General features: G+C 64.9%; 20 protein-coding genes. 8 read left to right on the forward strand and 12 right to left on the reverse strand.

All coding sequences use genetic code 11. The annotated features are described in order from the left end of the window. The first annotated feature begins 194 nt into the window (after window positions 1-194). Window positions 195-1,328 (forward strand): nitronate monooxygenase, encoded by a 1,134-nt coding sequence (locus AC5ZFO_RS24620; protein ID WP_282524713.1) that lies wholly within the window; start codon window positions 195-197, stop codon window positions 1,326-1,328. 169 nt (window positions 1,329-1,497) lie between these two features. Beyond that, the gene (locus AC5ZFO_RS24625; RefSeq protein ID WP_496122748.1) at window positions 1,498-3,003 is read left to right on the forward strand and encodes an acetyl-CoA acetyltransferase; all 1,506 of its coding nucleotides are present in this window, start codon (window positions 1,498-1,500) and stop codon (window positions 3,001-3,003) included. A 37-nt stretch (window positions 3,004-3,040) separates the two neighbouring features. Here the strand turns inward: AC5ZFO_RS24625 and AC5ZFO_RS24630 are convergent, their stop codons facing one another. The 6 genes from AC5ZFO_RS24630 to ltnD form a co-directional block, all read right to left on the reverse strand. Then, complete coding sequence (locus AC5ZFO_RS24630; RefSeq protein ID WP_282524714.1) at window positions 3,041-4,243, reverse strand: efflux RND transporter periplasmic adaptor subunit; 1,203 nt, start codon at window positions 4,241-4,243, stop codon at window positions 3,041-3,043. Further along, complete coding sequence (locus tag AC5ZFO_RS24635; protein WP_282524715.1) at window positions 4,230-7,409, reverse strand: efflux RND transporter permease subunit; 3,180 nt, start codon at window positions 7,407-7,409, stop codon at window positions 4,230-4,232. Before AC5ZFO_RS24635 ends, AC5ZFO_RS24630 begins: the two co-directional genes overlap by 14 nt. A 247-nt stretch (window positions 7,410-7,656) precedes the next feature. Further along, the gene (locus AC5ZFO_RS24640; protein ID WP_496122745.1) at window positions 7,657-9,348 is read right to left on the reverse strand and encodes a methyl-accepting chemotaxis protein; all 1,692 of its coding nucleotides are present in this window, start codon (window positions 9,346-9,348) and stop codon (window positions 7,657-7,659) included. A gap of 168 nt (window positions 9,349-9,516) precedes the next feature. Next, window positions 9,517-10,794: a 3-oxo-tetronate kinase gene (gene otnK, locus AC5ZFO_RS24645; RefSeq protein WP_282524717.1), complete on the reverse strand. Its 1,278-nt coding sequence runs from the start codon at window positions 10,792-10,794 to the stop codon at window positions 9,517-9,519. Next, window positions 10,791-11,573, reverse strand: coding sequence for a 2-oxo-tetronate isomerase (otnI, locus tag AC5ZFO_RS24650; protein WP_282524718.1), 783 nt, complete (start codon window positions 11,571-11,573; stop codon window positions 10,791-10,793). The genes otnK and otnI overlap by 4 nt, the downstream gene beginning before the upstream one ends. Before the next feature lie 17 nt (window positions 11,574-11,590). Continuing rightward, complete coding sequence (ltnD, locus tag AC5ZFO_RS24655; RefSeq protein WP_496122746.1) at window positions 11,591-12,607, reverse strand: L-threonate dehydrogenase; 1,017 nt, start codon at window positions 12,605-12,607, stop codon at window positions 11,591-11,593. A 6-nt stretch (window positions 12,608-12,613) separates the two neighbouring features. Between ltnD and otnC the strand changes: the two genes are divergently transcribed. After that, entirely contained in the window at window positions 12,614-13,288 is a 675-nt protein-coding gene (gene otnC / locus AC5ZFO_RS24660; protein WP_282524720.1) for a 3-oxo-tetronate 4-phosphate decarboxylase, read from the forward strand. 182 nt (window positions 13,289-13,470) lie between these two features. Here otnC and AC5ZFO_RS24665 read toward each other — a convergent pair whose 3' ends face one another. The 6 genes from AC5ZFO_RS24665 to AC5ZFO_RS24690 all read right to left on the reverse strand — a co-directional run bounded on the left by AC5ZFO_RS24665 (window position 13,471) and on the right by AC5ZFO_RS24690 (window position 19,071). Further along, a complete protein-coding gene (locus tag AC5ZFO_RS24665; RefSeq protein WP_282524721.1) occupies window positions 13,471-14,175 on the reverse strand; it encodes an ABC transporter ATP-binding protein in 705 nt (234 codons plus the stop codon). Beyond that, window positions 14,159-14,890, reverse strand: a complete 732-nt coding sequence (locus tag AC5ZFO_RS24670) for an ABC transporter ATP-binding protein (protein WP_028146884.1) — start codon at window positions 14,888-14,890, stop codon at window positions 14,159-14,161. Before AC5ZFO_RS24670 ends, AC5ZFO_RS24665 begins: the two co-directional genes overlap by 17 nt. Next, on the reverse strand, window positions 14,887-15,870 hold the full coding sequence (locus tag AC5ZFO_RS24675; RefSeq protein WP_282524722.1) for a branched-chain amino acid ABC transporter permease: 984 nt from the start codon (window positions 15,868-15,870) through the stop codon (window positions 14,887-14,889). Before AC5ZFO_RS24675 ends, AC5ZFO_RS24670 begins: the two co-directional genes overlap by 4 nt. Next, window positions 15,870-16,748, reverse strand: coding sequence for a branched-chain amino acid ABC transporter permease (locus tag AC5ZFO_RS24680; RefSeq protein WP_014496898.1), 879 nt, complete (start codon window positions 16,746-16,748; stop codon window positions 15,870-15,872). Before AC5ZFO_RS24680 ends, AC5ZFO_RS24675 begins: the two co-directional genes overlap by 1 nt. 173 nt (window positions 16,749-16,921) lie before the next feature. Further along, entirely contained in the window at window positions 16,922-18,166 is a 1,245-nt protein-coding gene (locus tag AC5ZFO_RS24685; RefSeq protein ID WP_282524723.1) for an ABC transporter substrate-binding protein, read from the reverse strand. An 89-nt stretch (window positions 18,167-18,255) separates the two neighbouring features. Beyond that, entirely contained in the window at window positions 18,256-19,071 is an 816-nt protein-coding gene (locus AC5ZFO_RS24690; RefSeq protein WP_282524724.1) for a putative hydro-lyase, read from the reverse strand. Between the two features lie 120 nt (window positions 19,072-19,191). Here AC5ZFO_RS24690 and AC5ZFO_RS24695 point away from each other — a divergent pair, with 120 nt between their 5' ends. From AC5ZFO_RS24695 to AC5ZFO_RS24715, 5 genes are all read left to right on the forward strand, one after another. Next, window positions 19,192-20,109: a LysR family transcriptional regulator gene (locus tag AC5ZFO_RS24695; RefSeq protein ID WP_282524725.1), complete on the forward strand. Its 918-nt coding sequence runs from the start codon at window positions 19,192-19,194 to the stop codon at window positions 20,107-20,109. Between the two features lie 32 nt (window positions 20,110-20,141). Further along, a complete protein-coding gene (locus AC5ZFO_RS24700; RefSeq protein WP_282524726.1) occupies window positions 20,142-21,392 on the forward strand; it encodes a Zn-dependent hydrolase in 1,251 nt (416 codons plus the stop codon). Between the two features lie 12 nt (window positions 21,393-21,404). Continuing rightward, window positions 21,405-22,316: an NAD(P)-dependent oxidoreductase gene (locus AC5ZFO_RS24705; protein WP_282524727.1), complete on the forward strand. Its 912-nt coding sequence runs from the start codon at window positions 21,405-21,407 to the stop codon at window positions 22,314-22,316. Window positions 22,317-22,327: 11 nt separating this feature from the next. Next, window positions 22,328-23,401, forward strand: coding sequence for a malate/lactate/ureidoglycolate dehydrogenase (locus AC5ZFO_RS24710; protein WP_282524728.1), 1,074 nt, complete (start codon window positions 22,328-22,330; stop codon window positions 23,399-23,401). A 165-nt stretch (window positions 23,402-23,566) separates the two neighbouring features. Further along, complete coding sequence (locus tag AC5ZFO_RS24715; protein ID WP_282524729.1) at window positions 23,567-24,208, forward strand: suppressor of fused domain protein; 642 nt, start codon at window positions 23,567-23,569, stop codon at window positions 24,206-24,208. The last annotated feature ends 239 nt before the right edge of the window (window positions 24,209-24,447 follow it).

Here is a 24,447-nt window from a genome sequence, read left to right on the forward strand (position 1 = left end):
AGCGCAAGAGGCAAATCGGCGGGCTCCGGTCGGTTTATTTTGTGCAGCGGAATGGCTCATCCGCCGCGTGGCGTCTGCACGCAAGATGCGCGGCCAAATCCGGATTGGCATCGCTAGCGACGATGGGCTAGCGTCGAAGCGCCTTCGCTCGAGCAAAGCAACAACAGCAACGCGACGGCTGCCGGGAGAGAGCCATGAAATCGCCGATCTGCGACATGCTGGGCATCGAGTTCCCGCTGCTCGCATTCAGCCATTGCCGCGACGTCGTTGCCGCCGTCAGCCGCGCCGGCGGCTTTGGCGTGTTGGGTGCCACCGTGCACACGCCTGACACGCTCGAGCGCGAGCTGAAATGGATTGACGAGCATGTCGACGGCAAGCCCTACGGCATCGACGTGCTGATCCCCGAAAACATCTCGACCGCAGGCGAGAAGGACGTCACCTGGAAGAGCCTGGAGGCGCGCGTGCCGCAGGAGCATCGCGCCTACACGCGCGACCTCTTGAAAAAATACGATATTGAGTTGACGACAGGTGATGTGGCCGACAACCAGCCGCAACCGTTCGACGCGAAGACGGCACTTCAGCTGCTCGAGGTCTCCTTCAACCATCCGATCCGATTGATCGCCAACGCGCTCGGCGTGCCGCCGAAGGCGATGATCGAGATGGGCAGGAAGCACGGCGTGCCGGTTGCCGCCCTCGTCGGCGCCAAGGAGCATGCATTGCGGCAGGTTGCGGCCGGCGTCGACATTCTCGTGGTGCAGGGCACCGAGGCCGGCGGGCATTGCGGCGAGGTCTCCACCCTGGTGCTGGTGCCGGAGGTGATCAAGGCGATCAAGAACATCCGCGACGTGCCGGTGCTCGCGGCCGGCGGCATCATGACGGGACGGCAGATGGCCGCCTGCATGGCGATGGGCGCGGCCGGCGCCTGGACCGGTTCGGTATGGCTCGCCACCGTCGAGGCCGAGACCACGGAGATTTTTCGCGAGAAGATGATTGCGGCGTCCTCGCGCGACGCGATCCGTTCGAAGGGGCGCACGGGAAAGCCGGCCCGGCAACTTCGCTCGGTCTGGACCGATGCCTGGGATCGTGCGCCGGAAAGCCCCGGCGCGCTGCCGATGCCGCTGCAAAGCGTCATCAGCCGCGACGCCTTCAACGCGATCGATCGCGCAGCCGCAAGCGGCAACGCCAAGGCGCGCGATCTCGTCAGCTATTTCGTCGGCCAGGGCGTCGGCCTGATCGACAGCGTGAAGTCGGCGGGCGCGGTGGTGCAGGAGTTCAAGGAAGAGTTCGCCGAAGCCGTCGAGCACATGAATGCGCTGGTGGCGGAGTGATTGGTGTGTGCGGCTCATCCTTCGAGGCTCGCCAAGCGCCGCAAGCGTCGCTCGGCTCGCACCTCAGGATGACGCTTCCTCCGTAGCCGTCACCCTGAGGTGGCCGCTTCTTCAGCGGCCCTCGAAGGGCGACGGCGTGACCAAGATCTGAAACGTGAAGCAAGAAGAAATGACCAAGACCAATCTACCCGAAGACCGTATCCCCGTCATCGTCGGCATCGGCGAGATCGTCGATCGCCCCAAGGAGATCACCGACGGCCTCGAGCCGCTGGATCTGCTCGAACAGGCGCTGCGGCGGGCCGAGCAGGACGCCGGCGCAAAACTGCTTGCCGAGGTGCATTCGCTCGACGTCGTCAACTTCCTGAGCTGGCGCTATCGCGAGCCGGAGAAGATTTTGGCGCAGCGGCTCGGCATTGCGCCTGCGCATTGCTATTACGGCCCGGTCGGCGGCGAGAGTCCGATCCGCTACATCCACGAGGCGGCAAAGCGCATTGCGCGTGGCGAATGCATGGTGGCGGCAGTCTGCGGTGCGGAGGCGCAGTCGACCGCGACCAAGGCGGAGCGCGCCGGGATCAAGCTGCCCTGGACGCCGTTCGCCCATGACGTCGAGGAGCCCAAGCGTGGGGCGGCTTTCCAGAAGCCGCTGGCGGTGAAGCTCGGCGTGTTCCGTCCCGTCACCGTTTATCCCTTCTATGAGTCCGCCTCCTCCGCCCATTGGGGCCAGACGCCGCGCGAAGCCATGGCAGAGTCCGGCACGCTGTGGTCGCGCTACTCGGAGGCCGCCGCCGAAAATCCCAACGCCTGGCTGAAGCGGAGCTATGCGCCGGACGAGATCACGACGCCGACGGCCGACAACCGGCTGATCGCCTGGCCCTACAACAAGCTCATGGTTGCCAACCCCAGCGTCAACATGGGCGGCGCGCTGCTGCTCACCAGCCTCGCCAAGGCGCGCGCGGCCGGCATCGCGGAGGACAGACTGGTCTATCCGCTCGGCGGCGCCTCGGCGGAAGAGCCGCGCGATTACCTCCTGCGCGATCAGTTCTATGAAAGCCATCCGCAGAACGCGGTGTTGAAGGCCGTGATGGACCTCGCCGGCGGCGACGCCTTCGACGCGATCGAGCTCTATAGCTGCTTCCCCTGCGTGCCCAAGATGGCGCGGAGGACGCTGGGCCTCGGCGCCGACGTGCAGCCGACCGTGACCGGTGGTCTCACCTTCTTCGGTGCGCCGCTCAACACCTACATGACGCATGCGGCCTGCGCGATGGTGCGGCGCGTGCGCAATGGTGCCAAGCTCGGGCTGCTCTACGGCCAGGGCGGCTTCGTCACCAAGCACCACGCGTCGGTGGTGTCGAAGACGCCGCGTGAGGCGCTGGCGCAGGAGACGAGCGTGCAAGGCGAGGCCGACCGCAACAAGCGCGCGGTGCCCGAGTTCGTCACCGAAGCCTCAGGCAAGGGCAAGGTCGAGAGCTTTACGGTGCTCTATGGCCGAGGCAGCGAGGTCGAACACGGCGTGGTGATGCTGCGGACGGCGGACGAGCGGCGCACACTCGCGCGCATTCCGGCAAGTGACGCGGCGACGCTGGCGCATCTGCTCAACATGGATCGCACGCCGGTAGGATCGCTCGGCGAGATCACGATGGCCGCGGATGGCGTTCCGGAGTGGCGGGTCGGTTAATCTCCCTCTCCCCGCTCGCGGGGAGAGGTGAAGAAGTCTAGCCCTTGGGCGCCTGCTTCTCCGAGGCCGTCGCCGGCTTGCCCTTAGCGCCGGCGCCGGTAACGCGAACCTGGTCGCCGTCGGAAAGACCATCCGGCGGGGCAGTGATGACGCGGTCGTCGGGGGCGATGCCCGATGCGAGTTCAACCTCCTTGCCGAGATCGCGCGCGATGGTCACGGTCTTGAATTGCACCTTGTCGTCCGCACCGACGGTCGCAACACGCAGGCCGCTGCCGTTGAAGATCAGCGCGCTGGCGGGAATGCTCAGCGGCGCGGTCTCGCGCTGCAGGTTGAGCTTCACGCTGGCATAGCCGCCGGGCATCAACTCGCCGTTGGAATTGTCGAGCCGAAGCTGCATGCGGGTGGTGCCTGAGGCGACGTCGACGGCCTGCGAAGACGCCTCGACCGTCGCCTGGAATGTCCGGTTCGGGTATTCCGGCATGACCATGGTGGCCTTGGCGCCGATCTTGATCGCCGGCACGTAGTTCTGGGGAACGTTGACGTAGACGCGCAGCCTGGTGATGTCGGAGACCACGAACATCGCCGGGCCGGAGCCGCCGCCGGCATTGATCAACGCGCCGACGTCGGTATCGCGCGCCGTGACCACGCCATCGAACGGCACCGTGATCTTCTTGTAGCCGGCCAGCGCTTCAAGCCGCTCGACATTTGCCTGGCCTGAGTGGACGGCCGCGTTCTTGTTGGAGAGATCGGCGGTGCGCTCGTCGATCTCCTGCGCGGAGACGAAGTTGGAGGCGACCAGCGTCTTGCGCCGGTTGAGCGTTGCTTCCGAGAGCCTGGCGCTTGCCTGCTGGCTGGCCAGATCGGCACGGGCCTGAAGCAGTTGCTGGTCGAGGTCGGGCGCCTCGATCTCAGCGATCACCTGCCCCGCCTTGACGCGCGCGCCCATGTCGACGCTCCAGCTCTTCAGATAGCCGGAGACGCGTGCGAAGATCGGCGCGCGGTAATAGGCTTCGAGCCGACCCGGCAGGTCGATGGTGCCGTTGAGGGATTTTGCGTTCGGCAGCGTCACCGCAACGCTGGGAACGGCCTGATCGTCGGTCCATTCCTTGAGCTTGGAGCCCTGCTCCTCGCGGGCACGAATGCCGGTGCCGACGACGAGGCCTGCCGCAATCAGCGCCACCACGCCGAAGATGCCCAGTTTCCGGTGCGACACCGGGGAGCGGGGTTCAGTGGGCGACATGCGGAGTCTCCAATGGGGCGGCGGCTTTGGCGCCTTGTTTCTTGTGTACCATACTGAACACCACGGGAACAAACATCAGCGTGGCGAAAGTTGCAAAGATCAGGCCGCCGATCACGGCACGGCCAAGCGGCGCATTCTGCTCGCCGCCCTCCCCGAGCCCCAGGGCCATCGGCGCCATGCCGATGATCATGGCGAGCGCGGTCATCAGCACCGGGCGGAACCGGACGAAGCCGGCCTCGAGTGCAGCGGCGACGGGGTCACCGAGCTCCTCGTAGCGCTCGCGGGCGAACGAGATCACGAGCACGCTGTTGGCGGTGGCAACGCCCATGCACATGATCGCGCCGGTCAGCGCCGGCACCGACAGCGTCGTCTCGGTCATGAACAGCATCCAGACGATGCCGGCGAGCGCGGCCGGCAGCGCCGTGATGATCACGAACGGATCGGACCAGGATTGGAAGTTCACGACGATCAGGAAGTAGATCAGCACGACGGCACCGAGCAGGCCGAACAGAAGACCGGTGAAGGCGCTGTTCATGGTCTGCACCTGGCCGAGCAGCACCACGGAAGAGCCCTTCGGCACGTCCTTGGCGGTGTCGGCGATCACCTGGCGGATGTCGGCGGCGACCGCGCCGAGATCGCGGCCCGAGGTCGTGGCAAAGATCTGCACCATCGACTGGATGTCGTATTGCGACACCACCGCGCTCGAGGTCGAGCGCTTGATGTCGGCGATGCCGCCGAGGATCGGCGATTGCGAATTGCCGGCCGCCGTGATCGGCAGCGTCTGGAGCGCGCTGAGCGAGTCGATCTGATATTGCGGCGTCTGCATCACGATCGAGTAGGACACGCCGTTGTCGGGGTTGAGGTAGTAGGTCGGCGCCACCTGCGAGGAGCCGGCGAGATTGACCACGAGGCTATTGGTGACGTCGCGCTCGGTCAGGCCGACATATTGCGCGCGGGTGCGGTCGACGTCGATGTTGAAGGTCGGGTTGTTCGGCGACTGCTGGATGCGCGCATCGGCAACGCCGGGAATCTTGCGGACCTTCGCCAGCAGGCTGTTGGCGTAGGCGAAGTTGGCGTTGATGTTGGCGCCGCGGATCTGCAGGTCGATCGGCGCCGGCGCGCCGAAGTTCAGGATCTGGCTGACGATGTCGGCGGGGAGGAAGGCGAAGCTGACGCCGGGGAACAGGCGCGGCAGCTGCTCGCGCAGCACGCGCACGTGCTCTTCCGTCGGCTTGTGGCCTTCTTTCAGCTTGATCTGGATGTCGCCGTCCTGCGGGCCGATCACGCCCGTGTTGTTGTAGGTCATGTTGATGCCGGAGATCGGCATGCCGATGTTGTCGGTCAGCGTCTCGATTTCGCCGGGGATCAGCTTGCGGATCGCCTTCTGGACGTCGGCGAGCTGGTTCGCCGTCTCCTCCACGCGGGTGCCGACCTGGGTGCGGACATGCATCAGGATATTGCCGGCATCGACCGCCGGGAAGAAGTTGCGTCCAAGGAACGGCACCAGCGCGAAGGACGCGCCGACCACGCAGAGGAAGCCGATCACGAACACCGTGCGGTGCGCCAGCGCGAGCCCGAGGAAGTCATGGTAGCCGCCGCGAATGCGCTCGAACCGGGCCTCGAAACCGCGCTGGAACCACACCAGCGGATTACGCGACTTCGGCGGGCCGCCCTCATGATGGACGTGCGCCTGCAGCAGATAGTTCGCCATGGTCGGCACCAGCGTGCGCGACAGGATGAACGACCAGATCATCGCGAACATCACGGCTTCGGCCATCGGCACGAACAGGAAGCGTGCGACGCCGGTGAGGAAGAACATCGGCACGAACACGATGCAGATACAGAGCAGCGAGACGAAGGCCGGCGTCACGATCTGGTTGGCGCCGTCGAGGATCGACTGCTCGACCGGCTTGCCCTGCTCCAGATGGTAGTTGATGTTCTCGATGGTCACGGTGGCGTCGTCGACGAGGATGCCGACCGCGAGCGCGAGGCCGCCGAGCGTCATGATGTTCAGCGTCTCGCCGATCGCCGACAGCATGATGATGGCGCCGAGCACCGAGAGCGGGATCGAGACCGCGATGATGACCGTGGAACGCCAGCTGCCGAGGAACAGCAGGATCATGACGCTGGTCAGCAGCGCCGCGATCACGCCTTCGATCGCGACGCCTTGAATCGCACCGCGGACGAACACCGACTGGTCGCCGATGAAGCCGATCTTCAGCGCGTCCGGCAGCTGGTCCTTGACGTCGATCACCTTCTGCTTGATGCCTGCGATGATATCGAGCGTCGAGGTCGCGCCCGCCTTCAGCACCATCATCAGCACCGAGCGGTTGCCGTCGACATGGACGATGTTGGTCTGCGGCGGATTGCCGTCACGCACGGTCGCGACGTCGCGCACATAGACCATCGCGCCGTTGACGGTCCTGATCGGCAGATTGCCGAGCTCGTCGATCTTCAGCGGCGAGTTGTTGAGCTGGATGTTGTATTCGAACTGGCCGATCTTCTGGGTGCCGACCGGTGTGATCAGGTTTTGGGCTGCGAGCGCGTTGGCGACGTCCTGGCCCGACAGGCCACGAGCCTGGAGCGCGGTCGGATCGAGGTCGATCTGGATTTGGCGCTGCTTGCCGCCGAACGGATACGGGATCGCCGCGCCGGGCACGGTGACCAGCGGGGTGCGCAGATTGTTAATGCCGATGTCGGCGAGGTTCTGCTCGGTCAGGCCATCGCCCGACAAAGCCACCTGGATGATCGGCACGGTCGAGGCGGAGTAGTTCAGGATCAGGGGCGGCGTTGCGCCCGGCGGCATCTGCTTCAGCAGCGTCTGCGAGATCGCGGTGACCTGCGCGTTGGCGGTGCGGATGTCGACGTTCGGCTGGAAGAAGATCTTGATGATGCCAAAGCCGTTATAGGAGTTGGCGGCAATGTGCTCGATGTCGTTGACGGTCGTCGTCAGCGCGCGCTGGAACGGCGTGGTGATGCGGCCGGACATCTGGTCCGGCGGCAGGCCGGTGTACTGCCAGACCACGCCGATCACGGGGATGCGGATGTCCGGGAAAATGTCCGTCGGCGTCCGCAGGGCCGCGAGCGGCCCGATGATCAGGAGCAGAAGCGCGAGCACGACAAACGTGTAGGGTCGGCTCAGGGCAATACGAACCAGAGCAATCATTCGTCAGGCAATTCCAAATCGGGGGACAGGGAACACGCCCCACGGCTTCCCTGAGCTGATTTACCCGAACACCGCGGAAATGGCCAACGACAGCGCCGCCCCGTGCGGTCACTTCCCTGCTATCGCACTGCGAAATCGCATTCCAGATATGCAGCTTGCGGCCGGAAGATTATGGAAGCGGCTTGCCCCCACGTAAAAAAGCGGCGCCCGCGGGGCGCCGCTTTCAGAACTGAGATGGTATCCCGGCTCAGGCCGCGCGGACGTTGGTCAGGAACTTGCTGACCTCGGTCTTCAGCCGCGTGCTGTCGTTGGACAGCATCTGCGCTGCCGACAGCACCTGTGAGGAGGCCGTGCCGGTCTCGGTCGCGCCGCGCTGCACGTCGGTGATGTTGGAGGAGACCTGCTGGGTGCCCTGCGCCGCCTGCTGCACGTTACGGGCGATTTCCTGGGTCGCGGCGCCCTGCTCTTCCACCGCAGCCGCAATCGCCGAGGAGATTTCGGAGAGACGCTCGATGGTCGAGGAGATCTCCTTGATGGCGCCGACCGAGTCGTTGGTCGCCGCCTGGATGCCGGAGATCTGCTGGCCGATCTCGCCGGTCGCCTTGGCGGTCTGCTCGGCGAGCGCCTTCACCTCGGAAGCCACCACCGCGAAGCCGCGGCCGGCTTCACCGGCGCGCGCCGCCTCGATGGTCGCGTTCAGCGCCAAGAGGTTGGTCTGGCCGGCGATGGTGTTGATCAGCTCGACGACGTCGCCGATGCGGGAGGCCGCCTTGGACAGTTCGCTGACGCGCTCGGTGGTGGCGCGGGCCTGGCCGACGGCATCGCCCGCCATCCGCGCCGATTCCTGCACCTGGCGGCTGATCTCGCCGACCGAGGAAGCCATCTCCTCGGTGGCCGAGGCCACCGACTGCACGTTGGTGGATGCTTCCTCCGAGGCCGCGGCGACCGTCGTCGCCATCCGCTGCGAGCGGTCGGCGGTCGAGGTCAGCGTCGAGGCGGAGGCTTCGAGCTGGGTCGAGGCCGAGGACACGGTCTGGACAATCTCGCCGATCATCGTTTCGAAATCGCGGGTGATGCCGTCGACGCGGCGGCCGCGCTCGATCTTGGCTTCGGCATCGGCGGCGGCGGCCTCGTCGGCGGCTTTCTTGGCGATCAAGGCTTCCTTGAAGATCTGGAGCACATCGGCCATGGCGCCGATCTCGGTCTTCTCGCCGCGATGCGGGACTTCGGCGGAGAGGTCGCCCTTGCCGAGCGCCTGCATCGGCTGGATGATCGAGTTGATGCCGGCGGAGACGTCCTGGACCAGGTAGAAGCTGACGCCGATGCCGATGATCACGGCGGCGCCGAGGATGATCGAGACCAGCATGAAGGCATAGAAATAGCTGTCGGAGGCATCCTGGGCGGCCTGGTCGCCGCCCTTGGTGTTGAGTTCGATGTCCTTCATCAGGACCTCATCCGACGCAAGGCCGATCTTGTTGACCGTCTTGGTATTCAGCTCCTGCGCGTCATGCGGAACCTTGCCGGCCTCCTTGCGCGACAGCGCGAAGACGTCTTCGGTGCCCTTCTTGTAATCGTCCCAGAGCTTGGCCCATTCGTTGTACACCCGGCGCTCTTCGGGTGAGGTGATCATCGGCTCGTAGGCCTTGCGGGACTTGGCGAGCGCCTCGATCACGATGCCGGCCGTTTTTTCGTTGGCGAGCTTGTCCTCGAGGGTCTCGGACAGCATGTGCTGGCGAACGACGTTGCGATAAGTGATGACGCTGGCCCGGAGTTCGCCGAGCACCCGGACGCTGGGCAGCCAGCTCGTGGTGATGTCGGTGGTGTTGGCGTTCATCGACCGCATCTTCGTGACGGCGAGCAGGCCCATGCCGGTCATCGCGACCAGCAGGAGCGCCACGACACTGATGATCTTGGCGCGGATTGAGATGGTGGCGAGCATGATCGGGTCTCTTTGTGCTGGCGCGGTGCGCGTCCGGAAATTTTACGAATCAACCAAAGGGAGCAGCACCGACATCCAACACCAGAGCACCTGAGCAGATGTTAACTACGACTCCGTACGAGTACGGAACCCGAAAGAAATGAACAGGCGGCTAAAAATGCTCTGCGCTCAGCGCATGAGCCCAAGTGCGTCCGTGAAAAACTCCGCGCCGCCAAAATTTCCGGACTTAAGAGCGAGCAACATCTCGCCCGCATCCGCACCGACCGCGCGCAGCACCGGGACGCCCGCTGCGATTTCTACTCCCACGAGAAATCCGGGAATCCTCAACCGGTCGACCACGGCGCCGGATGTTTCGCCACCCGCGACGATCAAGCGCCGGACGCCGGCCTGCACCAGGCCTTCGGCGATGTCGGCCATCGCCTGCTCGATGGCATGTCCGGTGGCATCGCGGCCGTGACGCGCCTGCAGCGCGGCGACCTGATCCGGTGTCGCACTCGAGGCGATCAGGACCGGCCCCTCGGCGAGCCGCGGTCTGGCCCAGGCGAGCGCACGCCGCGCTTCGCTTGCACCTGCGACAATTTGCGCGGAATCGAGGTGCAGCACCGGCATGACCCGCTCGGCATTCGCGATCTGCTGAAGCGTCGCTTGCGAGCAGCTTCCGGCAAGGCAGGCAGCCGGGCCGCCGACCACGGCACCCGCGTCGTTGCCCGCAATGTTCGACCGCACCTTTCCGGTCGACACCAGCGCACGCGCCAACCCAAGGCCGATGCCTGAGGCGCCGACAGATAGCCCATGTTCGGCGGCGACGAGGCCGATGGTCTCAAGGTCGCGGTCGAAGACGGCGTCGATGATCGCGGCACCGATGCCCTTGCCCGCGAGCTCGGCCAGCCGCGCCCGCACGGCATCTGCGCCGCGCGTGACGGTCGCGAGATCGACCAGGCCGGTTTGCGTCCTGCTCTGGCGCGCCAGCACGCGCACCAGGTTGGAATCGCGCATCGGGTTGAGCGGATGGTCCTTGAGCGGGCTCTCGTTCAACGGCACGGCGCCGACGAACAGATTGCCCTGGTAGACCGTGCGACCGGTCTCCGGGAAGGCCGGCGTCACCAGCACGACGGCCTCGCCGCTATCGGCGCGCAGCGCGTCCATCACCGGGCCGATATTGCCTGCATCGGTGGAATCGAAGGTCGAGCAGATCTTGAACAGCACATGGCGCGCCCCGCGGCCACGCAACCATGTCTCCGCCGCGCGCGAGCGCGACACGGCAAGGCCTGCCCCGATCGAGCGGCTCTTCAGCGACACCACGACTGCGTCGACCTCGGGCAGCGCGAGGTCGTCCGCGGGCACGCCGATGGTCTGCACGGTACGCAGGCCCGCGCGCGTCAGCGTGTTGGCGAGATCGGAGGCGCCGGTGTAGTCGTCGGCGATGCAACCCAGTGCGAGCGTCACGGCTTCACTCCCGCATAAGGCTTGAACCAGGCGAGGCCATCGGTCGTCTTGCCGCGCGGATTGTATTCGCAACCGACGAAGCCGGTATAGCCGAGCCGGTCGAGTTCAGTGAACAGGAACGGATAGTTCAGCTCCTCGCCGTCGGGCTCGTTGCGCGAGGGGATGCTGGCGATCTGGATGTGGCCGATGATCGGCATCATCTCGCGCAGGCGCATGGTGACGTCGCCGTGGATGATCTGGCAGTGATAGATGTCGAACTGGAGTTTCAGGTTCGCCAGTCTCAGCTCCTGGATCAGGTCGCGCGCGAAGCCGAAATCGTTGAGGAAGTAGCCGGGCACGTTGCGCGCATTGATCGGCTCGAGCACGATGTCGATGCCGTGCGGAGCGAAGAACTCCGCAGCCCACGCCACTGATTTGTAGAACGCCTCGATCGCGACGCGCTCGCCGCGGTTGGCAATGCCGGCCATCAAGTGCAGCCGCTTGACACCGGTCGCCTTGGCGTAAGGCAACGCGGTCTCCAGGCTCGCCTTGAGATCGGCGAAGCGCTGGGGAAGCGCAGCAAAGCCCTTCTCGCCGGCATCCCAGTCGCCCGGCGGCAGGTTGAACAGCGCCTGCGTCAAACCGTTGCGCTTGAGCCGCTCGCCAACCACCTCGGCCGGATGCTCGTAGGGAAAGAGGAATTCGACCGCGGTGAAGCCCGCTTGCGCGGCGGCGTCGAAACGGTCGAGGAACGGCACCTCGGTGAACATCATCGAGAGATTGGCGGCGAAACGGGGCATTTGAAATCCTCTTGGCTCTACTTGTCGCCGGGAAGTTTTGCGCCGGTGACCTGCGCGTACATGCGCGCCACCGAGGCGTCGTCATCGCGGCCCATGCCGGCCGCTGATGTCATCAGGAACATCTGGAGAGCGGCGGCCGAGACCGGCACCGGGAATCGGGCGCTGCGCGCCATGTCCTGGATGATGCCGAGGTCCTTGACGAAGATCTCGACCGCGCTGCGCGGCGTATAATCGCCGTCGAGCACGTGCGGCATGCGGTTCTCGAACATCCAGGAATTACCGGCGGAAGCCGTGATGACCTCATAGACCTTGCGGATGTCGAGGCCCTGCTTGGCAGCGAACGCCATTGCTTCGCTGGCGGCGGCGATATGCACACCGGCGAGCAACTGGTTGATCATCTTGAAGGCGGCGCCCTGCCCAGCGGCGTCGCCGAGCTCGTAGAGTTTTGCCGCCATGGCATCGAGCGCCGGCCGTGCCTTTGCAAAGGCAGCGGGACTGCCGGAGGCAAGGATCGTCAGCTCGCCTTGGGCCGCACGCTGCGCGCCGCCGGAGATCGGCGCATCCAGATAGTGACGGCCGGTCGCCTCCAACTGTTTTGCGAGGCGACGGGCTACATCCGGGTCCATGGTGGCGGAGGACAGGAAGACGCTGTCCTTTGGCAGGGTCTCGGCGGCGCCATCCTTGCCGAACAGGATGGTCTCGGTCTGCGCGGCATTGACGACGACGCTGACGACGATATCGGCGCCCTTGGCCGCTTCCGCCGGCGTGCTGGCGCCTGCGCCGCCGTCCTTCACGAAACGCGCCACCGCGTCAGCCGAGACGTCGCAGCCGGTCACGGCATGACCGGCGCGCTTCAGCGAGGTCGCCATGCCGAACCCCATCGAGCCGAGCCCGATGACGGCGATACGCTGATTTTGTGACGTGGAGGCGGACATGCAACTGACCCTTGCGAACGTTTCCTGGACGGCCGCCCTTTGCGGCGGCTCACTGATCCGAATAACACGGCTTGGCCGCGCTGCCAAAGCGTGAGACAAGCGGGCATGACGGCCATGAGCAACGAGACCCGGCTGCGTGAGGATATCTGCCGCTTCGGACGGTCCTTGTTCGAGCGCGGGCTGACGCCGGGCTCTTCCGGCAATATCAGCGTCAGGCTGGACGGCGGCGGCTGGCTGGTGACGCCGACCAATGCCTCGCTCGGCTTCCTCGATCCCGCGAAACTGTCGCGGCTGGACGATCAGGGCCGGCTGGTTTCGGGCGACGCCCCGACCAAGGAAGTTCCGCTGCACACCGCGCTCTACGACACACGCGGAAGCGCACGCGCCATCGTGCATCTGCACTCCACCCATTCAGTCGCGCTTTCGATGCTGCCCGAGATCGACCCGCGCGCCGCGCTGCCGCCGATGACGGCTTATTATCTGATGAAATGCGGCGCCACCGCGCTCCTGCCCTATTACCGCCCCGGCGATCCTGCCGTGGCGGATGCGATCAAGGGACTGGCCGGCAAATATTCATCCGTGCTGCTCGCCAATCACGGCCCGGTGGTCGCCGGCGACACGCTGGAGGCCGCGGTGTTCGCGACGGAGGAGCTGGAAGAGACGGCGAAGCTGTACCTGCTGCTGCGCGGGATGAACCCGCGGTATCTGTCGCCGGACCAGGTGACGGATCTGGTGAAGGTGTTCGGGGTGACGCTGCCGGAGCATGCGCATGAGCATTAGCGTCGTACCGTCATGGGCGGGATAGAGTCACCCCATCCACCGCTGTCATTCCCCGCGAAAGCGGGGAATCCAGTACGCCGCGGCTTCTCCGTATCCCTCTGATGTCTCGGAATACTGGATCGCCCGATCAAGTCGGGCGATGACACCGAAAATGTGGGACGAGCGTGCCCCACACTTTGCGACTACAGCCCCAGATACGCCTTGCGCACATCCGGGTTGCCCCTGATCTCCGCTGCCGGGCCCTGCATCAGCACGCGGCCGGTTTGCAGGATGTAGGCGCGGTCGGCGATCTCGAGGCATTCGGCCATGCGCTGCTCGACGATCAGCACGGTCATGCCGGAGTCACGGATGAGCTTCACCGCCTGAAAAATCTCGTCGACCAGCTTCGGCATGATGCCCTGCGAGGGCTCGTCCAGCATCAACAGCCGCGGGCGCGTCATCAACGCGCGGCCGATCGCGAGCATCTGCTGCTCGCCGCCGGACAGCGTCTCGGCGCGCTGCTCCAAACGTTCCTGGAGACGCGGGAACAGCTTGAAGACCAAGTCGAGCGGCCCTTCACGATCCGTCTCGCCACGATAGAGATAACTGCCGAGGCGCAGATTGTCGCGCACCGACAGGCGCGGGAACAGACGGCGGTTCTCCGGCACATAGGCGATGCCGGTGGCGGTGATGTGATGCTGCGCCATGCCGTCGAGGCGCTTGCCGTCGAACGTCACCGTGCCCGAGCGCGGGCGCTCGGCGCCGGCGATGGATTTGAGCAGCGTCGACTTGCCCGCGCCATTGGCGCCGGCGACGCAGACGATCTCGCCCTTCTGGACCTCGATCGACACCGCGGAGATCGCGACCAGGCCCTGATAGGCGGTCGTGACTTCATGCACCGACAGCATGACGATCTCCCAGATATGCGCTGATCACCTTGGGATCGCGAACGACGTCGGAAGGCTTACCCTCGACTAGCACCTTGCCGAGGTCGAGCACGATGGCGCGGTCGACCAGCGGCATCACGATCTCCATGACATGCTCGACCATCAAGACGGTGATGCCGGCATCACGCACTTTGCGCACCAGCGCGACGCCGGTCTGCGCCTCGGTCGGCGTCAGGCCGGTGAGGACTTCGTCCAGCAGCAGCAGCTTCGGTTCGGTCGCCAGCGCACGGGCGACTTCGAGGCGGCGTTTCTCGGCCGGCACGAGGTCGCTCGCGAGCACGTCGGCGCGCGCGGCAAGGCCGGTGAATTCGAGAACCTCATGCGCCTTGCGGCGTGCCTCGCGCATCACGGTGTTGCGGACGAGAGCACCGACGATGACGTTGTCGATGACAGTCATGGTCTCGAAGCTCTTGACCACCTGGAAGGTGCGCCCGACGCCACGCTGGCAGCGCTCGGCCGCCGGCATGTTGGTGACATCCTCGCCGTCGAACCAGATCGACCCCTGTGTCGGCGGCAACACGCCGGCGATCAGATTGAACAGCGTCGACTTGCCGGCACCGTTCGGCCCGATCAGGCCGACGATCTCGCCGCGGCCGACCGAGATCGAGACATCGCTGTTGGCGACGAGGCCGCCGAACCGCTGCCAGACACCGCGGGTTTCAAGGAGCGCGGTCATCGCGTGGCTCCCTTCGCTTTTGAACGGGAGAACAGGCTCACCAGACCGCGCGGCAGGGCCAGCGAGATCGCCACGATGAGTGCGCCATAGACGATGAGGTCAACGCCACGGCCGGAGCCGCCGATATAGGAGCGCGTCAGCTCGGTCATCGGGATCAGGATGGCCGCCCCTAGCACCGGGCCCCAGAGGGTGCCGATGCCGCCGAGCACGGCCGGCAGCGCCATCAGCAGCGAGAACTGGAAGCCCATCACGCTTTCAGGATCGATATAGGCGAGAAACTGCGCATAGAAGGCACCGCCGATGGCAACGAGGAAGGCGGAGACCGCGGCCGCGCCCATCTTGGAGTTGAACACGACGACGCCGAGGCTCTCGGCTGCTTCCGGATTGTCCTTCACCGCGCGCCACCAAAAGCCCCATTTGGAGTCTTCCAGCCACCAGGTGACGAACCAGGCGAGGCTGCACAGCACCAGCGCGAAATAGAAGTACGGCAGCTTGCTGCGCATGAACTGGAATTTCAGCCAGCTGTCACCGCGCACGGGAACGGTGATTCCCATCGCAGCCCCCGCCCATTCCCAGTTCTGGAACAAGAGCAGTCCGATCTCGGCGATGACGATGGTCGCGATCACGAAGTAATGGCCGCGCAGGCGGAAGAAGGGATAGCCGAGCCCCATTGCGATGATCGCCGCAATCACGCCGCCGGCGAGCATGCCGAACCAGGGCAGCACGCCGAACTTGGTGAACAGCAACTCGGTGGTGTAGGCGCCGATGCCGAAATAGAGTGCATGTCCCAGCGAGATCTGCCCGCAATAGCCGGACAGGATGTTCCAGCTCTGCGACAGCGCCGCATACATCAGGGTCAGGATCAGGATGTTCTGGACGTAGACATCCTTGATGAGCAGCGGGGCGAGCGCCGCGAGTGCGACCAACACCGCGGCGATGATGAGGTCGCGGCGGCGCCGCGCGGCAAAATTCTTGTCCATCACATCGACCCGAACAGGCCGCGCGGCCGGATGAAGACGACGAGCAGGTAGACGGCGTAGATGCCGACCGATTTCAGCGACGGCGGCAGCACCAGCGCCGTGACAGCCTCGACGAGACCGACGATGATGCCGCCGGCAAAGGCGCCGAACACGCTGCCGAAGCCGCCGAGCGCCACCGTGACGTAGGCGATCAGGGCAAAGGACGCGCCGACGTCGGGATAGATGTAGAAGAACACCGCCATGATCGCGCCGGCGAGACCAACCAGCGCGGCGCCAAGGCCCCAACCGAACGCAAACACGCGGTTCTTGTCGATGCCGACGAGTGCGACAGCGCCCGGATCTTCACGCGTCGCTTCCAGGGCGCGGCCGAAGTCGGTGCGGTGGATGAACAGGTAGAGACCGGCGAAGGCCGCGATCGAGACCAGCGCCCCGACCAGTTGCGGCTCCGGCAGGAAGATGCCGGCAACCGAGATGGTTTTACCGCCGAGCCAGGACTGTGGAATGCTGCGATAGTCCGGCGTGAAGAAGTACTGCGCGAGGCCGCGCATGACGATCGCCAGACCGAAAGTCGTGAAGATCTGCACCATGCCGGCATTGGCCTTGGCCCGCATGGCGAAGCGTACAAGGAGTAGATAGACCACCGCTCCGAAGACGAACATTGCCGCGGCGACCAATGGCGCCGACAGCAGGGGGTCGATGGCGAAGAAGGCGAACAGGAAGAAGGACAGGTACATCGCGATCATCAGGAACTCGCCGTGAGCGAAGTTCGTGACGTCCATCAGGCCGAAGATCAGCGCGAGGCCGACCGCGATCAGTCCGTAGAGCAGACCCATGAGAAGGCCGCTCGCGAGACTCTGGATAATGGCTTGAGCTGTCAACTGTAGTCCCCCGTTCGAAACGTCATCGTTTGCTCCGTCATTGCGAGCGAAGCGAAGCAATCCAGCATCTCGCCACGGAGACACTCTGGATTGCTTCGTCGCTTCGCTCCTCGCAATGACGAGGCACGTGCGACGATCTCGATTTGCTCCCCTGCTCCCGCGCTCCGAAACGCTTACTTCATCGGCCAGATCGCTTCGGCGATCGCGGCCTGCGGCGGGAAGATGGTGACGAACTTGCCGCCGACATATTGCAGCAGCACCGGGTCGGCGTCGTTGTTCTGGCCGGCCTCGTCGAACTTGACGCGCTTCCAAGGCATGATGGTCTGCTCGCCCGGGATGTCGGTCGCGGCCAGTGCATCGCGGATCTTCTCGCCGTCGGCCGACTTGGCGCGGTTGATGGCGTCGGCCAGGATGATCAGACCCATGAACTGGCGCGAGGTGAGGTCGTTGAAGTCCTTGCCCGATCGCGCCTTGAACATCTCGTTGATCTTGCCGACCATCGGACGCTTCTGCGCGAGATCGAGCGAGAAGGTGCCGCGCGAGATCACGCCTTCGAGCTTGTCGCCGACGGCGTCATAGAGCGCCTTCTCCGAGAAGCCGGCGTCCTGCGCCACGATCGCGTTCGGCTTGTAGCCCAGCTCGGCCATGGTCTTGACCAGCAGGATGCCGTCCGTGGTGTAGCTCGACGGCATCAGCACGTCGGCATTGGCGGTCTTGAGCTGCTGCACCTCGGCCGAGAGCGAGGGCGAGTTGGCGCGATACTTGATGTCGGTGACGATCTTGTAGCCGCGCTCGCCGGCGATCTTGGCCTGGGCGTTGCCGGAATCGGTGCCGAAGATGGTATCCTCATGGAACAGCGACAGCGTCTCGATCTTGGTGCCCTTCTTCTTCAAGGCATCGAAGAAGTCGAACATCGCGGCCGAGTACATCTCGTCGTGCGGGGCGGCGCGGAAGTAATATTTGAGGCCGCGGCGATGCAGGCTCGGCGAGGAGTTGTCGGCGGAGACGAACGGTATCTGGTAGCGTTCGCAGATCTGGCTGACGGTGACCGCGACCGCGCTTTGATAGGTGCCGATGATCGCGGAGACCTTCTCCTGCGTGATCAGGCGCTCGGCTTCGGCGCGGCCCTTTTGCGGATCGGCCTGATGGTCGGCGAACACGAGACGGACTTTTGCGCCGCCGAGGCCCGGCAGACCCTCGCCCTTGGCCAGCGGCAGATCGAAATCGGTGTCCTTGTTGATGACCTCGAGCGCGGTCTCATAGGCCTTCTGCGCGTCGACGCCCTGCTGCGCGCTGCCGCCGGAGAACGGATAGATGACGCCGATCACGATTTCCGAGGTCTGGGCGCGTGCAGCGAGCGGCACCAGCGCGGCAGTGGCGGTGGCTCCTAGCAGCACGTCGCGGCGAGAGATCGTCATGGCAAAGTCCCCTGTTACTAAATTTCGAGTGATCGAATGGAGCGATTGATGGATGCGGTAAAGCCCGAAGAAGCAGCAAACGCTGCCTACTAAATCACGGCCATGTTCCGGTTCTTCAGATCCGTTACCAGCATCAGGCCGGGCGAATGCGTGATCGCGAACGGCAGCCTGGCGGCGTTGATCACCGATTGCGGCGTCACGCCGCAGGCCCAGAACACCGGGATCTCGTCGTCGGCGACGGGCACGGGATCGCCGTAGTCCGGCTTGGCGAGATCCTTGATGCCGATCAGGTGCGGATGCCCGAGATGCACGGGTGCACCGTGCACGGCGGGATAACGCGAGGTGATCTGCACCGCGCGGATCGCATCGGCCGGCTTGAACGGACGCATTGACACCACCATGGGACCGGCGAACGGACCGGCCTCGCCGCAGGCGATGTTGGTGCGGTACATCGGCACGCGCACGTTCTGCTCGATGTGGCGGATCGGCATGCCCTCGTCGAGCAACGCCTCTTCGAACGAGAACGAGCAGCCGAGCACGAAGGTCACGAGATCGTCGCGCCAATGCTTGGTCACGTCGGTCGGCTCGTCGACCACTTCGCCGTCGCGCCAGACGCGGTAGCGCGGCACGTCGGTGCGGATGTCGAGATCGGCGCCGAGCGCGGGAATGTGCGGGCTGCCGACATCGGACATGCCGATGATCGGGCACGGTTTCGGATTGAGCTGGCAGAAGCGGTGAAAGGCGCTGGCGTATTCGGCCGGCAGGATCGCCAGATTGCCCTGGACGAAGCCGGGAGCGACGCCGGCGGTAGATCCGACCTGGCCGCCGCGATAGGCGAGCCGCGCCTGACGGCTCGGGAGGGTGTCGGGCGTTTCAGTTTGCTGCGCTGCCACCAAAACAGTCATTTGATCGACCTGCCTATAAACTCGACAAAGACAGCCAACACCAAGCATGCTATAAAGTCTAATCTTCCTTTTTAATCGATGTCGATAAATTCAATTTATCGGACGGGAAAATCCTTCTCAATGCTGGACTTCAGGTCGATCGAAACTTTCCTCTGGGTTGTGAAGCTCGGGAGCTTTCGCGGCGCCGCAGCACGGCTCAATACGACCCAGCCGGCGATCTCCCAGCGCATCGCCCAGCTCGAGCGCGAGATGGGCGTGAAGCTCCTCAACCGCGATCATCGCGTTGCTTCTCCGACGCCGAGCGGCCGACAGATGATGGTCTATGCCGAGAAGCTGATCGGTCTCCGCGCCCAGATGATCGCCGAGATCGGCGACCGCTCCGCAATGCGCGGCGTGATGCGCCTCGGCGTCGCCGAGACCATCGTGCACACTTGGCTGCCGCGGCTCGTCAAGAGCATGAACGAAGTCTATCCGAACCTGTCGCTGGAGATCGAGGTCGACATCACGCCGAACCTCACTGCGCGCCTGCTCGCGCAGGAGATCGAGCTCGCCTTCGTGGTGGGGCCGCTGTCGGCGTCGGGCGTCCACAATCGCGTGCTCGCGGATTATCCGATCGGCTTTCTTGCAAGCCCCTCGCTCGGGCTCGGCGACGGCCCGGTGACGCGCGCCGACCTCGCGCGGTTTCCGATCATCACCTTCCCGCGCAAGACCAGACCCTATGAGGTCGTACGCGAAGTCTTCGACCGGCCGGAGCTGCCGCCGATCCGGCTGCATGCGTCCGCATCGCTGGCGACGGTCATCCATATGGCGGTCGAAGGGCTCGGCATCGCCGTGATCCCCGACGCCATCGTCGAGAACGAGCTCGCCGACGGGCGGTTGCAACTGCTCGAAACCGATCTCACCATCGCGCCGCTGACGTTCACGGCGAGCTGGCTCGCCTCGCCTGACGTCGTCGCGGTGGAGCGCGTCGCCGAGCTCGCACGGCAGATTGCGCAGAGCAGCCTCGCGGTTGACGAGTCCGCGCCGGCGCGTCATTGAAAAAGGCGCCGGACAACCGAGAGACCGACCGCATGAGCCGAGCCGCCACCAATCTGCAAATCGATTCCGCCCGCCTCTGGGGCTCCATCCACGAGACCGCCCAGTTTGGCGGGACGGCCAAGGGCGGCGTACGGCGGCTGACGCTGAGCAGCGAAGACAAGCAGGTGCGCGACTGGTTCCGCAAGGCTTGCGAGGACGCCGGCCTCGAGGTGCACACCGATGCGCTCGGCTCGCAGTTCGGCCTGCGCAAGGGCCGCGACATGTCGAAGCTGCCCGTCGGCATCGGCTCGCATCTCGACACCCAGCCGACCGGCGGCAAGTATGACGGCATTCTGGGGGCGCTCGGCGCGCTGGAAGTGATCCGCACGCTGAACGACGCCGGCATCGAAACCGAAGCGCCGATCTGCGTCGTCAACTGGACCAACGAGGAAGGCTCGCGCTTCGCACCGGCGATGATGGCGTCCGCGGCTTACGTCGGCGATTTCACCACCGATGACATCCTGTCGCGCAAGGACATCGACGGCACGACCGTCAGCCAGGCGCTCGACAGCATCGGCTATCGCGGCGACAAGCCGGTCGGCTTCCAGAAGCTCGGCTGCTTCGTCGAGCTGCACATCGAGCAGGGTCCGATCCTCGAGGCCGAGGGCAAGACCATCGGCGTGGTCGATTCCGGCCAGGGCGTGCTCTGGTACGACGGCAAGATTTCCGGCTTCGAGAGCCATGCGGGATCGACGCCGATGCCACTGCGGCGCGACGCGCTCGCGACGCTCTCCGAAATCGTGCTGGCGATGGAGGCGATTGCCAAGAAGCACGGGCCGAAGGCAGTCGGCACCATCGGCGAGGCCGTGATCGCAAACCCCTCGCGCAACGTCATTCCCGGCGAGATCGCCTTCACCATGGATTGCCGCAGTGCGGATGGTGCCATCATGGATGCGCTCGATCGCGATTTGCGCGCCGCCATTGCCGAGATCGCAGCGCGCCGCAAGGTCGAAGTCAAGATCGACCTGGTCTGGCGCAAGCCGCCGACGCATTTCGATCCCAAGCTGATCGCGGCGGTCGAGAACGCGGCGAAGACGCTCGGTTATTCCTCGCGCCGCATCACCTCCGGCGCCGGCCACGATGCCTGCAACCTCAACACCGTCATGCCGGCGGCGATGGTGTTCGTGCCCTGCAAGGACGGCATCAGCCACAACGAGCTGGAAGACGCCACGCAGCCCGACTGCGCCGCGGGCACCAACGTGCTGATGCATACCGTGCTGGCGATCGCCGGCGTCGCGTCCTGATCGGAGAGAACCATGCGCGGAGTTTTCGTCGACGCCAATGAAGCTCTCGCCGTGATCATGGAGCGGCTGGAGATATCAGGCGATCCCAAGGTGCGGATCCACAGGGATCCCGACATCAAGCCCGAGCAATATCCTGAAATTCTCGATGGCGCCGAGATCGCCATCGTCGACCACACCGCGCTGCCGACGGAGGTCGCGAAGAAATGCGCCGGCCTCAAGCACGTCGTGTTCCTCGGCACCGGCGCGCGCAGCTACATGAATCCGGAAGAACTCGCCGAGCTTGGCATCTCCGTGCACCTGATCAAGGGGTATGGCGACACGGCAGTCGCGGAGTCCGCGATCGCCCTGATGTGGGCCTCTGCCCGCGTCATCGCGATGATGGACCGCGAGATGCGCGTCGGCAATTGGCTGCGCGAGGACGGCATGCAGCTCACCGGCAAGACGCTCGGCCTGATCGGCTTCGGCGGCATCGCCGCGGAAGTCGCGCGCATTGCGGGCGGCTCAGGCATGAAGGTGATCGCCTGGAACCGGTCGCCAAAGAGCCATCCGGGCGTCGAGTTCACCGATCTCGACACGCTGTTGGCCAGAAGCGACGTGGTATCGCTGCATCTGCTGCTTAACGACGAGACCCGCGGCATGATCACGCGCGAGAAGATTTCTGCGATGAAGCCCGGTGTCATCTTGATCAACACCGCGCGTGCCGCGGTCGTCGACGAGCAGGCGATGATCGACGCGCTGAGGTCCGGCCACATCCGCCATGCCGGCCTCGACGTCTTCAACATCGAGCCCCTGCCCGGCGATCATCCGCTGACGAAGATTCCAAACGTGACGCTGTCGGCGCATTCGGCCTTCCGCACGCCGGAAGCGAGCGAGAACCTGATTGAAGCGGCATGGGTCCATTGCCGCCGGATCGTGAAGGGATAAAAGCAACAACAATGGCCGACTATCGCACCATCAAGGCACAGCCGCTCACCAACGTCGTCCGTGCCATCGTCAAGGCGGGCGGGTCTACGGACCGCGAAGCCGAGCTCGTGGCCACCAACCTCGTCGAGGCCAATCTTAGAGGACATGACTCGCACGGCGTCGGCATGATCCCGCGCTATGTCCAGAGCGTCACCACGGGCGGCCTCGCCGTGAACGCGCACGTCAAGATCGTGCTCGACACCGGTCCGCTCCTCACTCTCGACGGCCTCACCGGCTATGGCCAGGTGATCGGCCATGAAGCGATGGAGCTGGCGGCGGAGCGCGCCAAGCGCAACGGCGTGTGTCTCGTCGGCCTCTCCAACTCGCACCACATCGGCCGCATCGGCCATTGGGCCGAGCAGTGCATCGACCACGGGCTGGTCTCGATCCACTTCGTCAACGTGATCTCGCGCCCGATCGTGGCGCCGTGGGGCGGCAGCGATGCGCGCCACGGCACCAACCCGTTCTGCGTCGGCATCCCGCGCAGGGGCAAGGACCCGATCGTGCTCGACTTCGCCACCAGCAGGATCGCGCAGGGCAAGACCCGCGTCGCCCACAACAAGGGCGTCGAACTCGAGCCCGGTACCATCATCGACAATGAAGGCAAGCCGACCACCAACCCGCGCTACACCGTGATCCCGCCGCACGGCGCCATCCTGCCGTTCGGCGAGCACAAGGGCTCCGGCCTCGCACTGGTGTGCGAAATCCTCGGCGGCGCGCTCTCCGGCGGGCAGGTGGTCAAGGGCCCGTCCGACGGCAAGTACAACGTCCTCAACGGCATGCTCTCGATCATCATCGATCCGGACAAGCTCGGCACCGGCGAAAACCTCGCGCGCGAAGTCGAAAGCTTCGTCGCCTGGCAGACCGCCTCACCACCCGCCCCCGGGGTCGACAAGGTGAAGATCGCAGGCGACCCCGAACGCGAAACCAAGAAGAAGCGCCTGGCCGAAGGCATTCAGGTCGATCCGACCACGTGGCGGGACATTCTGGAGGCCGGGAAGACGTTTGGGCTGGATCAGGCTGCGATCGAGAAGATCGCGGGCTAATCGGGAACGAAGCGCATCTCGCATACGCCTGGCCGAATGCACAATCGCGCAAGAAGATATGGACCACGGCGAATCGTCGCCGCGTCCGTGGGACGGATTTGAACCGGCCCGCGTTGTCTCGCGACAACGCGGATATCCCGGCCCACATCCGCCCCCGAGGTTCACATGCTTTCCCGTCTCGCAAAGTTCATGTCCGGCTCAAGTCAGCCGTCCCACGCGGCCGATCTCTACCGGCAACGGCTCACCATCTATGAACGCGAGCTGGACGAACCCGAGCACAGCTTCACGGACAGCGCGGAGCGCCGCATCGACATTCACGCCTTTGGCCGCGATTTCGTGCCGATGTGCGAAGAAGGCTCCGACGAAGGTTATGTGCTTCTGACCAACGGCATGAGCGAGCAGCGGATGCCGGGAGTGCATGGGGACGCCAAGCCGCGTGCCGAGCTGATGTGGTACGTCCGTGAGCCGACGAAGGAGATCTGCGCCAATCTGCGCTGGCTCGCCAATCTGCCGTTCATCGACACGACCTGGTTCGGTTTTGGTCAACGGGTCGCGATGCCGTGGCCGCCGGTTGCAGGAACGGACTTCCAGACGTTTCTGTTTCTCACGCCGGTCATCGGCCCCGACAAGCAGATCGCCGAGGCGCTTGAAATTGCCGGCGATCCGGTGGAGATCCTGACCGTGAACCTGATCTCGCATCAGGAACTCGCGCTGATCAAGTCCGAGGGACTGGATCCATTTCTCGATCTTCTCGACGAGAACGAGTACCCGCCGATCTTCGATCCGAAGCGAAAGTCGTATGTGTAGGGTTCGCCAAAACACCGCTGCCCTTCCCTTCTCCCCTTGTGGGAGAAGGTGGCGCGAAGCGCCGGATGAGGGGTTCTCGCGGCGAACAATTCTGTGACTGATAGGTCTGTATCTGCGGAGACAGACCCCTCACCCGTCTCGCCGCTATGCGGCGAGCCACCCTCTCCCACAAGGGGCCTGTTGCGTTATCGGCTCTTGAGGCTGAAGACGTCAGGAGAGAAGGCCTTGGTCCCGGTAAT

The organism is Bradyrhizobium sp. Unk1 (assembly GCF_059512345.1).